At 43.4% G+C, this 16016-nt stretch carries 15 protein-coding genes; 2 read left to right on the forward strand and 13 right to left on the reverse strand.

Annotated features, from left to right (window positions below; all coding sequences use genetic code 11):
• Nucleotides 1-24 precede the first annotated feature (24 nt).
• The 9 genes from IGI89_RS13415 to IGI89_RS13455 all read right to left on the reverse strand — a co-directional run bounded on the left by IGI89_RS13415 (nucleotide 25) and on the right by IGI89_RS13455 (nucleotide 8078).
• A complete protein-coding gene (locus IGI89_RS13415) occupies nucleotides 25-951 on the reverse strand; it encodes an aspartate carbamoyltransferase catalytic subunit (RefSeq protein ID WP_005235988.1) in 927 nt (308 codons plus the stop codon).
• A 47-nt stretch (nucleotides 952-998) separates the two neighbouring features.
• A complete protein-coding gene (locus IGI89_RS13420) occupies nucleotides 999-2279 on the reverse strand; it encodes a solute carrier family 23 protein (protein WP_438735735.1) in 1281 nt (426 codons plus the stop codon).
• A 19-nt stretch (nucleotides 2280-2298) separates the two neighbouring features.
• Complete coding sequence (pyrR, locus tag IGI89_RS13425) at nucleotides 2299-2835, reverse strand: bifunctional pyr operon transcriptional regulator/uracil phosphoribosyltransferase PyrR (protein ID WP_005235992.1); 537 nt, start codon at nucleotides 2833-2835, stop codon at nucleotides 2299-2301.
• A gap of 243 nt (nucleotides 2836-3078) precedes the next feature.
• Entirely contained in the window at nucleotides 3079-3987 is a 909-nt protein-coding gene (locus tag IGI89_RS13430; RefSeq protein ID WP_061054170.1) for an RluA family pseudouridine synthase, read from the reverse strand.
• Nucleotides 3971-4456, reverse strand: a complete 486-nt coding sequence (gene lspA / locus IGI89_RS13435) for a signal peptidase II (protein ID WP_005226122.1) — start codon at nucleotides 4454-4456, stop codon at nucleotides 3971-3973. The genes IGI89_RS13430 and lspA overlap by 17 nt, the downstream gene beginning before the upstream one ends.
• Nucleotides 4453-5160, reverse strand: coding sequence for a CBS domain-containing protein (locus IGI89_RS13440; RefSeq protein ID WP_005235996.1), 708 nt, complete (start codon nucleotides 5158-5160; stop codon nucleotides 4453-4455). Before IGI89_RS13440 ends, lspA begins: the two co-directional genes overlap by 4 nt.
• Nucleotides 5153-5560, reverse strand: a complete 408-nt coding sequence (locus IGI89_RS13445) for a hypothetical protein (RefSeq protein WP_005235998.1) — start codon at nucleotides 5558-5560, stop codon at nucleotides 5153-5155. Before IGI89_RS13445 ends, IGI89_RS13440 begins: the two co-directional genes overlap by 8 nt.
• A 228-nt stretch (nucleotides 5561-5788) precedes the next feature.
• Complete coding sequence (locus tag IGI89_RS13450) at nucleotides 5789-7459, reverse strand: formate--tetrahydrofolate ligase (RefSeq protein WP_429960799.1); 1671 nt, start codon at nucleotides 7457-7459, stop codon at nucleotides 5789-5791.
• Nucleotides 7460-7667: 208 nt separating this feature from the next.
• A complete protein-coding gene (locus IGI89_RS13455; RefSeq protein WP_194199743.1) occupies nucleotides 7668-8078 on the reverse strand; it encodes an EbsA family protein in 411 nt (136 codons plus the stop codon).
• Nucleotides 8079-8143: 65 nt separating this feature from the next.
• On the opposite strand from IGI89_RS13455, the gene IGI89_RS13460 reads away from it, so the two are divergent.
• Nucleotides 8144-8560 (forward strand): ribonuclease HI family protein, encoded by a 417-nt coding sequence (locus tag IGI89_RS13460; RefSeq protein ID WP_005236004.1) that lies wholly within the window; start codon nucleotides 8144-8146, stop codon nucleotides 8558-8560.
• Here the strand turns inward: IGI89_RS13460 and cls are convergent.
• The 4 genes from cls to IGI89_RS13480 form a co-directional block, all read right to left on the reverse strand.
• Nucleotides 8540-10006 carry a cardiolipin synthase gene (cls, locus tag IGI89_RS13465; protein WP_008379854.1) on the reverse strand — a complete coding sequence of 489 codons (1467 nt, stop codon included), beginning with the start codon at nucleotides 10004-10006 and terminating at the stop codon, nucleotides 8540-8542. The genes IGI89_RS13460 and cls overlap by 21 nt on opposite strands.
• A 24-nt stretch (nucleotides 10007-10030) precedes the next feature.
• Nucleotides 10031-11173: a cation diffusion facilitator family transporter gene (locus tag IGI89_RS13470; RefSeq protein WP_438735737.1), complete on the reverse strand. Its 1143-nt coding sequence runs from the start codon at nucleotides 11171-11173 to the stop codon at nucleotides 10031-10033.
• Nucleotides 11174-11452: 279 nt separating this feature from the next.
• Nucleotides 11453-14095, reverse strand: a complete 2643-nt coding sequence (gene alaS, locus IGI89_RS13475; RefSeq protein WP_005236010.1) for an alanine--tRNA ligase — start codon at nucleotides 14093-14095, stop codon at nucleotides 11453-11455.
• A 351-nt stretch (nucleotides 14096-14446) separates the two neighbouring features.
• Nucleotides 14447-15499 carry a DUF7278 family profilin-like fold-containing protein gene (locus IGI89_RS13480; protein WP_005236012.1) on the reverse strand — a complete coding sequence of 351 codons (1053 nt, stop codon included), beginning with the start codon at nucleotides 15497-15499 and terminating at the stop codon, nucleotides 14447-14449.
• A 70-nt stretch (nucleotides 15500-15569) separates the two neighbouring features.
• On the opposite strand from IGI89_RS13480, the gene IGI89_RS13485 reads away from it, so the two are divergent.
• Nucleotides 15570-16013 (forward strand): GNAT family N-acetyltransferase, encoded by a 444-nt coding sequence (locus IGI89_RS13485; protein WP_008379848.1) that lies wholly within the window; start codon nucleotides 15570-15572, stop codon nucleotides 16011-16013.
• Nucleotides 16014-16016 lie beyond the last annotated feature (3 nt).

Raw genomic sequence — 16016 nt, forward strand, 5'->3', positions numbered from 1 at the left:
CTCTAATTCTTTCCTTTTTGCCTGTTAGGCCTTACCGTTCAACACCGCTTCAAGAATCGCCATTCGAACAAAGACGCCATTGGACATCTGTGTGATGATTCGTGAGCGTAAGCTTTCAACTAAGGCATCAGCCAATTCCACATCGCGATTGACCGGCGCTGGGTGCATTATGATCGCATGCTCTTTCATTCTTGCGGCGCGTTCGACGGTCAACCCGTGATTTTTTAAGTATTCTTCTTTTGAAAAGCTTTCCGTTCCATCATGGCGCTCGTGCTGGACACGAAGCATCATCATAACATCGACTTCTGCGACCAATTCGTCTAATGGTAGCCAATGACCGTATACTTCAAATTCTTCGTCATACCATTCCTTTGGACCTGAGAAGAAGACTTTCGCTCCGAGACGCTTCAACATTTGCATGTTTGATTTTGCGACCCGTGAGTGGGTGATGTCACCTACGATTGCGACTTTCAAGTCGTCAAAATGCCCAAACTCTTCATAGATCGTCATCAGATCTAGCAAGCATTGCGTTGGGTGTTGGCCGCTGCCGTCCCCGCCATTGATGATACTGCACTGGATCGTTTTGCTTTGGATCAAAGCGTCGTAGTAATTTTCATCGCCGTGGCGAATGACCGCAACGTCTACACCTAAAGCCGACATCGTCAAGACCGTGTCATACAAGGTCTCGCCTTTTTGAACAGAACTGGTGGAGGCTTCAAATTCGATGACTTCGATCCCTAGTTTTTTCTCAGCAACATCGAAGCTTTTGTGGGTTCTGGTACTGTTCTCAAAAAAGAGATTTGTTGCGAAATATTGTTCTTTTTGGGGCATCCATTTCGCCCCTCTTTTGAATTCTTGTCCTCTGCGGATGAGTCCCATCACTTCACGGTCCGTCAATGCTTCTACCGTCAAAAGATGCTTTAAGCTGATTCTTTCGGATTGAATAATCATGAATGAATTCCTCCTTTGATTCTGTTTAAACGATGAGTTGGCACAAGTTATTTTTCTTCGCTGCGAGAGCTGTCAGGTAAAATAAGATTCAAGAAGATCCCTAGGACAGTTGCTAACGCCATTGCGGATAATGTGAAGGTACCGACCGTGAAGACAAGACCGCCGATTCCTACCACAAGGATCACTGACGCAATGATCAAATTCTTCTTACGATCAAAATCGATTTTGTTGTCGATCAAAATTTTCAACCCGCTGGCAGCGATGACGCCAAAGAGCAGGAAGCTGATCCCTGAGATGACTGGACCAGGAATACTTAAGATCAATGCGCTTAGTTTTCCAACGAAGCCTAGTACGATGGCTAGAACTGCTGCACCACCGATGACGAACACACTGTGGACCCGTGTAATTGCTAAAACCCCAATGTTTTCTCCGTAACTTGTCACTGGGGGGCCCCCAACGAGACCGGCTGCAATTTGAGCAAACCCATCTCCCAATAGTGTTCGGTTCAAGCCTGGCTCTTCAAAAAAGTTCCGCTTCGTTAATTTGTTCAAGACCATCAGATGACCGATGTGTTCGGTCATGGTAACAAAAGCGATCGGCGCCATCGTAGTGATTGCATTCAGATACAGTTTAGGTTCATAGTTAATGAAGGGAATCTCGAAGCTTGGCATGCCAAACCAGTTGGCGTCAACGATGGGCTGCACATCGACGATCCCCGCTGCTAAGGCGATCAAGTATCCGCCCACAATCCCCAGAAGGATCGGGATCAATCCTAAAAACCCTCGCAGAAACATATTGAAGAAAATCGTTAATCCTAAGGTAGCCAAAGCTACCAGAATGTACTTGAAATCGTAGACTGAGTCATTGTACATTGCATTCTGGGCGGCGTTAGCGGCTAACCCTAATCCAATCACCATAATCACAGGACCGACAATGATCGGTGGTAAGATCTTATCCAACCAAGCTGCACCGGCACGTTTAATGATCATCGAAACGATCACGTAAACCAACCCAGTCGTGATGGCGCCTTGTGCGATAGCTGGGTAGCCATCAGATTTCATCAGCATCTGCATCGCTGCGATAAACGCAAAGCTGCTGCCTAGATACGCAGGAATCTTCCCTTTCGTTGTGACCAAGTAAACCAATGTTCCAATACCTGAACTAACTAAAGCGATGCTGGGGTTGATCCCAACGAGGATCGGAACTAATACTGTTGCCCCAAACATCGTGAAAAGATGTTGTAAGCTTAGACCTAACCAAGGCAGTGCTTTGGGCCGATCTTTGATGTCTAAAACTGCGTCTGGATTACGAAATTCTTGCTTCTGCATGTTGCTGTCACTCTTCTTCCTAGTCGTTTTCTTTATTGATCATGATCCGGTCAGAACCATCTGATTCTTCCATCTCCACGATAATTTCTTCACTTAAAGCAGTTGGAATATTTTTCCCAACGAAATCTGCCCGAATCGGCAGTTCACGATGACCGCGGTCAACTAGAACGGCGAGTGAGATTCGCTTTGGTCGACCAATATCCATGATGGCATCCAAAGCTGCCCGAATCGTCCGTCCTGTAAACAAGACATCATCGATCAAGATGACTTCTTTGCCATCAATGGCAGTCGGGATGTCTGATGAATGGATCTCTGGATCATCTTCTGCCTTTTTGTCATCTCGGTACAAGGTGATGTCCAATTCACCGACAGGTACTTCTACGCCTTCTAGTTGTTTTAAACGTTCTGCTATTCGTTGCGCGATATAGATGCCTCTTGTCTTGATTCCTACCAGCACCAAATTATCAATGCCGCGATTTCTTTCAATAATTTCATAGGTGATCCGCGTTAACGCTCGTTTCATTGTTACTGCATCTACTACTTCTTTCGCTGCCATATGTTATTCCCTCCTAATTTTGAACATAAAAAAACTCCTACCTGCTTGAGGTAGGAGTCATGTTTTCCGATCGTTGCCTAAAATCCCATTCTGTGGATTTTGGGTACACGTTATCATCTAGTAAGGGTTCGAATCTCCAACGCGGGAGTCGTCTGCTTACTCATTCCTTCTTAGCCTCACGGGACTACATTTAAAGGAGCTATTTAGTTGTTACAATTACTATACAGTTCTCACACAAAAAAATCAATCATTTTTCCGCAATTTTTTTAACGTGTCCGCGAACAGCTCTGGTAATGGGGCTTCAAAGACCATTGACTCACCCGTAGCGGGATGTGCGAAACCTAAAAGCTTGGCGTGTAAAAACTGGCCGTTGCCTTTTAAGGTACGCTTTGGTCCGTAGATTGGGTCACCGGCTAACGGGAACCCGATATATTGCATATGCACTCTAATTTGGTGGGTTCTTCCAGTTTCCAATTGCAATTCCACCAAGGTAAATTGATCAAAGCGTTCCAACACGGTGAAATGAGTCACTGCGGGTTTGCCATTCTCGATCACGGCTTGCATTTTCCGATTGACTTTCGAGCGGCCGATCGGTGCATTGATCGTGCCTTTTTCGTGGCTGATATTGCCATGGACTAATGCCACATACTTGCGTAACGAGGTTTTGTCTTTCAATTGTTTCGCTAACGACTCATGCGCCTGATCATTTTTGGCAATCATTAACAGACCCGACGTATCTTTGTCGATTCGATGAACGATTCCTGGCCGAACAACATCATTGATCGTGGATAAATCATCCATATGGTACAATAACGCATTGACCAAGGTGCCATTTGGATGCCCAGCGGATGGATGAACCACCATCCCTTGCGGCTTGTTGATGACTGCCACATCAGCATCTTGATAGACGATCGTCAAAGGAATATTTTCTGGCTCTAAATCTACTACTTCCGGCTCTGGCACTTGGATGACCAAGTGATCGCCTGCTTTTACTTTATAATTAGCCCGAACCGTTTCACCTTCTAAAGTAACGGCATCTTCTTTCAGCCATTGTTGAACTTGTGAACGGCTATGGTCAGGCAAGCGTTCAGCCAACACTTTGTCGACCCGCCCTTTTTCTTCTTTAATGATTACTTCAATTTGCTTTTCCATTTGATTCTCCTTGTTTCCCTTTTGCTTCGTCATCTACCAGTGCATAAATAAAAATCAAGATTACCCCAAACACTAATGACATATCAGCGATATTGAAAATTGGGAAATTGATAAAATCAAGCTGGAACATGTCCACCACAAAGCCATGCTGCAAGCGATCGATGAAGTTTCCGATAGCGCCACCTAGAACAAATGCCAATCCAAAGCGAAACCACAAACTGCTTTTTTGGTAACGAAACAATAGGTAAACAACGACGGCAACCGCGATAACGGTGATGATCGCAAAAAAAGTGATTTTTCCTTCTAGAATACTCCAAGCTGCACCGGTATTCTGAAGATAGGTCAGGGACAACACATTGTCGATCAGAGAATGTGTTTCACCTAGTTGATAATTGGCAACGATCCAAATTTTCAGCCATTGATCCAAGCCAATGACAACAGCACTTAACAAAAAAAACAACGCGATCATAAATTTTCCACTCTTTCTTCTTTAAAAATATCTCGTGGACGGATGATGCCCAAGAGATTTCCATTCGGATTTTTATCCTTGGTGATCAAAACCGCCTCAAGCAGGGCATTTTTTTGAAACAATTCTTCCACTTCTACGATGGTCGTTTCAGCCGACACGAAACAATAATTTGATCGTTTCCCATCTCCTGCTAATAATTCATCTGCCGTTCTGCCTGTCAACTTGATTTCACCATGGAGGCTTTCTTTCGCTAACCAGTATCCCAGCATCCGCAAAGTGATCAAGCCCAAAAATCGACCATTATCATAGATCGGAAATTGTGAATAGCGCTTTTGGGCAACGATTTTCAATAACTCTGGTAATGGCAGGTGCTTTTCAAAACCAGTCACTCGTTTCGCAAAACGCGGCATGACTTTTTCAGGTGCCAGTAAAGAGCGTTCAATTTCTTGAATGCGATTGACGACCCATTCATTCGGTTCAGCAATGACAAAGTTTTCTCCGATTTTTTCATGTACGATGGCATTGCGCAGCTGAGCCATTTGTAATAGATCATCTTCTGCTCTTCTGACATTGATATTTTTGCTTTTTGACAAGCGACGAACCATTTCAGAAAAACCCATATTCCGTGGATTATCCAATTCGTCACGAAGCCGCTTTTCGATTCGATTAAAACTACTCAAAAATTGATCTGCACCACTAGCCATGAGGAACCTCCTTGATAAGATACGCTTTTTTCAAATAAATCAAAACAAAGACAAAATATGCCACCAAATACACCCCGACAAAAAGCAACGAGTAAAGGGAAATAGAGAATAAGCCCAATACCCCCATCATGAGAAAAAGGCTTAAATAAAAGCCGATATATAATCTTTTAAGCGTAGGATTCATCACGATCTCCAGCTTGAGCGCTGATTGGCCTTGTGGTAGCTGAAAAGGCTGACTTTCTAAAAAAAACATGCGCACACGAATCGGTGTCTGCTCAGCTAACTCTAAAAAAATCGTTTGCTGATGATTGATGGCAGCGATTCTTTTTTTCCCTTGCATGACCTCTAAGGGACTGCCCATTCCATAAAAACCAGTCCTCCTAGTTAGTTGTAGCTCCATTGACAAAGATCACCTCAATTGGTTAAGTATACTTGATTATCAAAAGAAAGAAAATAGACTTTTGCTTGCTTCCTTGATTATTATAACAAGAATCCCTACTTTTATCTTCCATCACGTCTAATGAACGAGAAAAAGACGAATGCCGCTTGCATCCGTCCTTTCAAATCATCTCTTTCCGTTTTTTCGTTTCAAATGCAGCGAATGTCTTCTTTGCTTGTGATCACTCTTTTAGAAAAGACCGATCGCTTGGCCATCAGAAGTCACGTCCATATTGATAGCCGCAGGTTTCTTCGGTAATCCAGGCATTGTCATCACGGCACCAGTCAAGGCAACGATAAAGCCAGCACCTAATTTTGGCACGAATTCGCGAATCGTTACTGTAAAGTCATCTGGTGCGCCCAATCGCTTTGGATCATCACTGAAGGAATACTGGGTTTTTGCCATACAAATCGGCAGCTGATCCCAGCCTTGCTCTTTGAAGCTTTGTAACTGCGCTTTGGCTTTTGGTGCAAACTCAACCTCAGCTCCTCCATAGATTTCCCGCACGATCAAAGAAGCTTTATCCGCTAAAGGCAAATCGTCGGTATACAAGCGATGATAGTTGGCGGGTTTTTCCTCGATTAGTTGAACCACTGCTTTTGCTAGATCCGTTCCACCGGCGCCACCTTCTGCCCAAACGGCTGTCCGTGCGATGGTGACGTCGATTTGCTGGCACAAGGTTTCGACTAATGTTCGCTCCGCTTCTGTGTCTTGTGAGAACTCATTAAGCGCAACGACAACTGGAATACCATATTTACGCATATTTTCAACATGACGCTTTAAATTACTGAAGCCTCGCTCTAATGCTTTTAAGTTTTCTGTCCCTAAATCAGCGACAGCGACCCCACCATGCATCTTCAGTGCTCTGATCGTTGCTACCACTACGATCGCATCTGGTGCCTTTGATAAATTCGGTGTTTTGATATCAAGAAATTTCTCTGCGCCTAAGTCAGCACCAAACCCAGCTTCGGTCACCGTGTATTTGCCTAAGTGCAAAGCCGTCTCGGTTGCGATGACACTGTTACACCCATGGGCGATATTCGCAAAAGGTCCGCCATGGATCAGCGCAGGGGTTCCTTCAATCGTTTGAACGAGATTCGGTTTGAGGGCATCTTTTAAAAGTAAGGCTAAAGCACCTTGGACCGCCAAATCTTTTACGTAAATTGGTTGTTTCTCAAAAGAATAACCAATTAAAATCTTTCCTAATCGCTCTTTTAAATTATCAATGCTTGTTGCCAAGCACAAAATCGCCATGATTTCACTAGCAACGGTGATGTCAAAACCGTCTTCTCGGGGAACGCCTTGTAACGGTCCCCCTAGACCGACAATCACTTGTCGTAACGCTCGATCATTCAAATCGACAACGCGTTTCCATGTGACCCGACGTCCGTCGATCCCCAACTCATTGCCTTGCTGGATATGATTGTCGATCAATGCAGACAAGGCGTTATTGGCAGCCGTGATCGCATGCATATCACCTGTGAAATGTAAGTTGATGTCTTCCATCGGTAGAACTTGTGCTTTGCCGCCGCCGGTGGCGCCGCCTTTGATGCCCATTACTGGGCCCAATGATGGCTCACGTAAGGCGATGACGGTTTGCTTGCCGATTTGATTTAACGCATCTGCAAGTCCAATGGTCACGGTTGATTTACCTTCCCCTGCTGGCGTTGGGCTGATCGCTGTGACTAAAATGAGTTTACCCAGCGGATTGTTTGCTTTTTCGTTGATTGCTGACCATTCGATTTTTGCTTTATATTTGCCATAAAGTTCTAGGTCATCCCCTGTTAAACCAAGTGGTTCAGCAATTTCAATAATCGGTTTAGGCATTGATTCTTGTGCAATTTCGATATCTGATTTCATTTTTACCCTCAATTCACGAACTATTTAGCACTTTAAAATGTATTTTGTTTGCTATGCTCTTATTATACTTGATTTTATTCAGAAAGAAAGAGAGATTTTCCACACTTTTACAAGAAGTTTGCCGAATCCTCTATGTAAACAAAAACAACGTCCTTCCTAAGGCTGTGCCGCCAAAAGGAGTGATCGCTGTTTTCTAGATTTCTATGAATTACTCGTTGGTTTCGACCTGCACCCTTTTTTCAGGGATTTTTTCTTGAAAAAAAGTTTCTAACCATACCACATCTTTTTTACGTAACGTGAAGGTATACGTTTTTTGATGATCGGTAATGCTGATTAAATGGTTTTCAATTTGCCATTTTTCTATCTCAGGTAAAGAAACAAGGCGTTTCTTCCATAAGCGGGCATAGCGAATAAGGAGCAAATCATTCCTGATGAGTATGCTTCGATGAATACCTAACCATACAAAAAAGAAAAAGACGGCTAAAACGAGGTTGCTTTTCCAATAAGGTCTGGTATTTTCTAACGAAAGAATCAAACTGATAAATAATATCATCATAGTAAACGACCAATAAATGATCGCTGTAGCAGCTTCCGGTTGCCAATACAATTTACGCTTCATAAAAGTTCCTCACAACATAAAATTTCTAGTATACTATCTTTATCATATCAAAAAAGGGTGAGACAATGTTAAAAGTTTATCTTGATGCTTCCACGAAAGGCAACCCCGGCCCTAGTGGCGGTGGAATCGTCATTGTCGGTACTGATCTGCATGAGCAAATTGCGTTTCCGCTACCTGATTCAACTAACCACCAAGCAGAGTTCGCTGTGATGGTAAACGCGTTGCAGCTGCTGATTGACAAAGGGTTACAGGAACAGACGATTATGCTCTATACCGACAGCAAAGTCGTTGCGCAGACTATCGACAAGAATTATACCAAAAACCCTGCTTTTTCTGATTATTTAACGGAAATTCAATGCTTGTTGAAACAGTTCCCTTTAGCGATCATCCAATGGATCCCTGAGAGCCAAAACAAAGGTGCCGACCATTTGGCACGCCAAGGATTAGCAAAGGCGTTGAAATTAAAGGATCGGAGACAATAACCGAGAGAAGTTTTGTTTGAAGCGCAACCAGTAAGACTGCTTAGCTAAAATTTCATCCGTCAGTAATGTGGATTGCGCCATATCCTCTTCAAAGAAGCCTTTCAACGTTTGCGTGACATCGTGATCGTAGGCAAAAGCATTGACTTCAAAATTCAAGGCATAACTCCGAATGTCTTGATTTGTCGTCCCAAAGGAACTAATGGTATCATCCATCATGACCGTCTTCGCATGGAGGAAACCATTGTTATAGATGTAGATTTTTGCACCACGACGATGCAAATAATTGGCATAATGCTGTGTTGCCCGGTAAATGAATGGGTGGTCAGGCATACATGGGATCATGATTCGGACGTCTACACCTGAGTGGATGGCAATTTCCAATGCGTTCATCATACTGTCATCAGGAATCAAATAAGGCGTTTGGATCCAAATCGATTCTTTGGCAGCTAAGATCATTTTTACAAAACCGCCTTTGAGAATTTGGGTCTCACTTTCAGGACCATCAGCGACAATCTGCAAATCAACATTTCCAGAGAGCTCTTTCGGCGGTAGAATAAAGTAGCGATCCTCGTATTCCAGTTGATCCTCTTCTTTTTTTACAGATGCGTTCCAGTCACGAATAAAAATCTCTTGTAGTGTAAAACTGGCAGTACCTACGATTCTCGCATGGGTGTCTCGCCAATAGCCAAATTTGGCCTTTTTCCCTAAATATTGATCGCCGACATTAAAGCCGCCAGTCCACCCAATTTGACCATCGATCACAACGATTTTTCGATGTAGATGATAGTTCAATCGTGTGTTACGGATCAGGTTCTTCGAAGTGATGAAAGGCACGACTTTTCCACCGGCATCAATCAACGGTTGAAAGAATTTCCGATTGGCTTTCGGTGACCCCCATGGATCATAGACCAAACGCACTTCAACACCTTCACGGGCTTTATCGATCAAGATAGACAGAAATTGGCCACCGATCTCATCATTAAAAAACGAATAATATTCCACATGCAGATTATCTTCTGCTTGCTTCATGTCTTCAAACAATGCTGCAAATTTTTCTTTTCCATCTGTATAAAATTCTACTTTGTTTCCTTTAGTCAAGGGCGATTCATCAAGGTTTTTAAAATAGCGCTCTAATAGATGATTGTCATCTGAGTAAGGATGTTCAGGAAAAGAATAATTGTGCACTTTGATGATTTGATTCAACTCATTGATCCTACTTTGGTGGTGCTCACTAAATTTATAAATAATTTCTCCGTCGATCCCCCGACCACAAAACAAGTACAACAAAAACCCGATGCCGGGGATGAATACCAACGTCATCATCCAAGCAAAGACACTTGCAATCGAGCGTGGTTTCCGAAAAACAGTAATAAAGGCAGCAATCGTATTAATAAACAAAAGTGCCAATAATACCGTGGAAATCATGCTCATATCCATTTTTATCATAGTTTCCTCCTATATCCTGTAACCCTATAATAGGTAACTATGATCGAAAGCAAGCTTCAATTCATAGTCCCCTAGTGTTTCTTTGATTTTTTGTTTCAGCATTTCTTCGATTTCTTGATCACTATACGCCGATTTTGCGGGAATCACTAAATCAAACGCCAACAGATCTCCTTTGACCTGAAAATCATGCATCCGTAACTGCGGATCAACGAAGCGAATGATCTTTGACACTTCTTTTTTTAAATACCGATACTGCTGATCTTGAATTGGTACTGGATCAAGATGACAGACAAGGTCGACCTTTAAAGATTGGCGAAAATCTTGTTCAATAGCATCAATCACCTCATGCGCTTCTCGTAAAGACCACGTTTCATCCACTTCGATATGCACACTGGCAAAGCGATTTTTCGGTCCATAATTATGAACCAGTAAATCATGGTAACCGAGAATCGTCGGATAGTGATCCAAGCGCTGCTCCATGGCAGCTACTTCTTCTTGCGTTGGGCGTGCCCCTAATAATTCGTTGATAAAGGAACGAATCATTTTGATTCCGCTAATCAAAATATACAAGGCAATCAGACAGCCGACAAAGCCATCAATACGTAGGCCAGTCAACCACTCGATCGTCGCTGAAAACAAAACCGCACCCGTTGTATACACATCGTTGAGACTGTCTTGCCCACTGGCTTTAAGTGTTTGAGAGCCAATCAGGTTCGCCAGTTTGCGGTACATCGCTCCCTGCCAGATTTTGATCAAAATCGATAAAACCAAAACGATAAACAATAGTGGTGAAAGACGGATACTCGTCGGTTCCATGATGCGTTGCACAGAGCTGATGAGAAATTGACCGCCAACAAACGTGATGATCAAAGATACCACAAACCCACTGATGGCTTCAAATCGCTCATGTCCATATGGATGTTCACTGTCGGCTGGTTTCGCCGAGATCCGAAAACCGATCAATGTTAAAATAGACGAGGCTGTATCTGAAAGACTGTTGATGGCATCGGCCATAATCGAAACAGATTGTGCAGATAAGCCAATGATAAATTTTCCGGCAAATAATAGGAGGTTGGAAAGCAACCCGAGGCTACCCGCTAACTTCCCAATGGCTGTGCGTTCGTAGATACCATTTTTTTTGCTACGATTTAAAAAAAAGTTTAGCAAATCATCACCCTCTCAAAAAACCATCTTTCTTATTTTACCCCGAAGGAATTCAATTAAACAACTATTCGTATCGCTTTTTCGAAAAAAAAAGCGAATTCCCTTCAATTATCGAACGCATTTTCAGATAACACGTAGGAAAAAAGGAAAAAGATAACGGAAGGGTTTCCCCCACCGTCATCTTCGTTCAAAAAAGGACTGTGCTAAAGACCTGCGCTCCTCTTTCATCTATCATCTTAAACGAAAGAAATTCCCTGGCACAGATTCAACCAGTTAGTGTGCTTACTTGGCAGCTAACCACGCTGCTGCGGTCTCAAGTGCTGCTGTGATTCCTTCAGGATTCTTCCCGCCGGCTTGTGCCATATCAGGACGGCCGCCACCGCCGCCACCAACTTTAGGTGCGATCTCTTTGATCAAATCGCCCGCTTTCAATCCTTTTTCATTGGCTACTTTGTTCATAGCAGCTAAAAGATTCACTTTGCCATCATTCGCGGTAGCTAACACTAAAATATCAGAATGGTCTTTTTGTTTCCATTGATCGGCTAGTTGACGTAATTGGTTCATGTCCTTAACAGTCACTTTCGCTGTGATTAGACGCAGACCATTTACTTCTTTGACATCTTTGAAAACATCCCCTGCTTGCTGATTTGCTAACTTGCTGGCAAGAGCTTCGTTTTCTTTTTGCAATTCACGTAGCTGCGCTTGCAGTTGTTCTGTTTTGGCAACGACTTCTTTTAATTGGGCAGATTTAACGATTCCTGCGATTGCTTTTAATTGCGTTTCTTCTTCATGCAATAACGTATAGGCCTCTTGACTAGTCACGGCTTCGATCCGACGAACACCAGCACCGATCCCTGATTCAGAAACGATTTTGAAAATACCGATATCCTCCGTATTTGCCACATGGGTTCCCCCACACAATTCGATCGACCAATCGGCAACATTGACGACGCGAACGTCATGCCCATATTTTTCACCAAAGAGTGCCATCGCTCCCATGCCTTTTGCGGTATCGATATCCGTTTCGATCGTCACAACAGGGAGGGCTTCCCAAATTTTTTGGTTGACGATTTGTTCCATTTGGCTCAGTTCTTCGCTGGTCACTTGCCCGAAATGACTAAAGTCAAAGCGCAAATGTCCTGGAGCAACTAATGAACCTGCTTGGTTCGCATGGCTACCTAATACTTCTTTTAACGCTTTATGCAATAAGTGAGTCGCCGTATGATTTTTGATGATCTTATTGCGACGATGCTGATCCACTTGTAAGAAATAGTTCACGCCTTCTTGTAGTGGCGCTTTGACTGTAGCAGTATGCAAGAACTGACCGTTCGGTGCTTTTTTGACATCCGTCACTTCCGCTACGATCGTACCATCTTCTGCTACGATCGTGCCTGTGTCCGCAACTTGTCCACCCATTTCTGCGTAAAATGGTGTTTCAGCAAAAATCAGTTTTGCTTCACCTGTCGAAACAGAATCGTGTAACGCTTCGTCTTGGATGATCACTAATAATTCACTGTTAGCTTCAAGTGAATCATAGCCAACGAAACGGCTGTCTACTTTGATATCCGTCAATAAAGCGGATTGTACGCCCATTGAAAGCTCCGTTTGTCGAGCCGCACGAGCGCGGGCACGTTGTGCATCCATTTCTTGTTCAAACCCTTGATGGTCCACTTTCAACCCTTCGTCTTCCGCCACTTCTTCTGTCAATTCAACTGGGAAGCCGTAAGTATCATACAATTTGAAAATATCTTGACCAGCTAACGTATCTTGGTTGTCTGCTTTTACTTGGGCGATCACTTGATTTAAAATATCTAACCCTTCATTGATGGTTTCATGGAATCGTTCTTCCTCGTTGCGGATCACTTTTTCAATAAATTCTTGCTGCTCTAGTACTTCAGGATAGTAGCTTTCCATGATCTCGCCAACGATCGGTACTAATTTGTATAAGAAGGCAGCATCGATCCCTAATTTTTTCCCATGCATGACTGCACGACGTAATAAACGACGTAAAACATAGCCACGGCCTTCATTTGAAGGAAGTGCCCCATCGCCGATCGCAAAAGAAAGCGCACGGATATGGTCTGCAATCACTTTAAAGGAGATATCTGTCGTTTTGCTGTCGCCGTAGTTCACACGACCGCTTAAATCCGCCACTGCATTGATGATCGGCAGAAACAAGTCTGTTTCAAAATTGGTTGGTGCATTTTGAACGATGGAAACCATTCGTTCCAGCCCCATCCCCGTATCAATGTTTTTATGTGGTAGTGGTTCATAGGAGCCATCTGGTTGATGATTGAATTCTGAAAAGACCAGATTCCAGATTTCCAAATAGCGCTCGTTTTCGCCACCAGGATAGTTTTCGGGATCATCTTCCGCTACGTCATTAAACTCAGGACCACGGTCATAGAAAATCTCCGAATCCGGTCCACATGGTCCTGCACCAATGTCCCAAAAGTTGTCTTCAATCTCAACGATATGCTCTGGTGTTAAGCCGACTTCTTCTGCCCAGATCCGTTTTGCTTCTGTGTCTTTTGGATAAACCGTGACATATAACTTTTCTGGATCAAAAGCCATCCATTCTGGGGAAGTCAAAAACTCCCATGCCCAATGAATCGCTTCATTTTTGAAATAATCGCCGATCGAAAAGTTTCCTAGCATTTCAAACATCGTATGGTGTCTTGCTGTTTTCCCAACGTTTTCGATGTCGTTGGTCCGAATTGATTTTTGCGCATTGGTCATTCTTGGGTTTTCAGGAACAACACTGCCGTCAAAATATTTTTTTAGCGTTGCCACCCCTGAATTGATCCATAATAGGGTTGGATCGTTGACTGGGACAAGGGACGCACTTGGTTCAATTGAATGACCTTTTGATTGAAAGAAGTCCAAAAACATTTGGCGTACTTCTGCACTGGATAATTGTTTCACGTTATTCTCCTACTTTCTTCTGTGTTCGCTTAAGATACAGGGGCTGACAAAATTGCTGGTAAGGCGCTCTTATGCCTGTAGAGTCGTTTTGACGATAAAAAAACACCATTGCAGAGCAAGGACGTCGATACGCGGTACCACCTTGCTTGCAATGATGTGACTCATTACCTCTTAGACTCGTTAACGCGGAGTGGACGGCAACATTTCTGCTGCAGTTGAGCACCAAAGGGAGCAATCCGTCTGAATTCATGTTTTTCTCTCAGCAGTGAAAAACTTTCTGTAATGAATCATCAAACCGACCATATCCTTCGTCATTCAAAGTATAAGGAAATGTGTCGAAAAAGTCAATCCTCAAATCCGGTCTTTATTGATCAGAATCGCTTTGCGGTAACGATAGCTCTGCGGAGAAAGCTTTTGATCTGGCTGTAGCATTTTCCGTGAACGGTAATAACTGGCATAAGGCAATGCATCGAATAAGGGATGCCCACAAATTTGCCAGTTCTCCATTTTTAAAGACAAGCCATCTGTCAGCTCCCACGCATCCGCAAGCCCATAGGTGCAGCCAAATAAATTCGGTTCAAGCAATTCAGCGGTTGGCAAAGAGACACCATCGTCGCAAGACTTTTCATTGCCCCAGCGAAAAAGTCGCCGAGTAGCAGCACCGCAGACATATTCCCATTGATCCTCTGAAAGCAGCTGAAAGCCTTGTTTATCTAACTGCTGTTTCAATTCTGTTTGACTGACGGATTCGTGGGTAAATAACTGATAGGTTTCCGATAACGGCTCTAGTGCAGCAAAATAGCGATTCTCTTCGTGATAAAAAGCGGGTAATTCCCAACGCAAGCTTTCCTCAAAGGACGCTGGTGCTGTGAATTGTGCCTTTAGCTCTTTTTCGAAAACACTGAATTGATCGACTAACCCGTGAAACTCCCCAGTGATCGTATTTAACTGCCCGATATACCTTGCGCCAGCAGGCAGAGAACTTTTTTGGACTAGCATGGGATCAATCACAGCTTTACGCAAAGGGCTCGTCGACTCATTGACAAAAATCCCCCAATCCTGGCTGGTTTCTAACTCATAGATTGTTTCCAGTTGGCGAATGATCTCATTGGGTGGTGACTGCCAATTTTTACTCCAGCAAGTAGCCGGTAACCCTTGCACACCGAGATCCCAACCTAAGATCGCCTCAGAATTCCCTGGTATAAAGACAAAGTCTTCGCCATCGATCGTTAATTCAAAGGTAGCACATTTCAATCCTGCATACGTCAACTGACTAAAATGGACATCGGTGATCTCCTTTAAAGGACTAACAAAATACATTAAAATTTGCTGGATCAGCTGTTCTTTGATTTCAAAGGACAGTGTCTTCCAATTTGACCATTGTAACGCCTCAAAAAAATCCACGTCATTTCTCCTCTCATCTGCTACAATTACTATATAACGAGTATACCACGAAAAAGGAGGAAAACGACTGATGCTTTATTTTGGACGCAGTCCGTGGATGCTACAAGCGGTTTTCGCCTTGCGGCAAGCCGTTTTTGTAGAAGAACAGCACATTCCGGCAGAATGGGAATTTGATGAAAAAGACCAAACCTGTCCATACTTTCTTTGGCTTGATGGAAACACACCGATCGCTACCATTCGCTATCAATTCTCTACACCGAACACTCTGCAACCTGATCGCTTTTGCGTAGCTAAGGCCTTTCGGCACCAAGGATACGGCACCAAATTATTGCATTATCTCGAAATGCGTGGTGTCCAAGAGGGTGCCCTCCAATCAGTGTTATCCGCAGAGATCGACGCTTGTGCGTTTTATGAATCCTGTGGGTATCAAAAAACATCTGAACCCTATGCTGAAGATGGCGTATTGTGTGTAGAAATGACCAAACAATTAAAAACAGCAGTCAAGGAAGAGTAGTTC

It is taken from the genome of Enterococcus sp. AZ141, from assembly GCF_051714385.1.
In the GTDB taxonomy this organism is placed as follows: Bacteria; Bacillota; Bacilli; order Lactobacillales; family Enterococcaceae; genus Enterococcus_D; species Enterococcus_D entomosocium.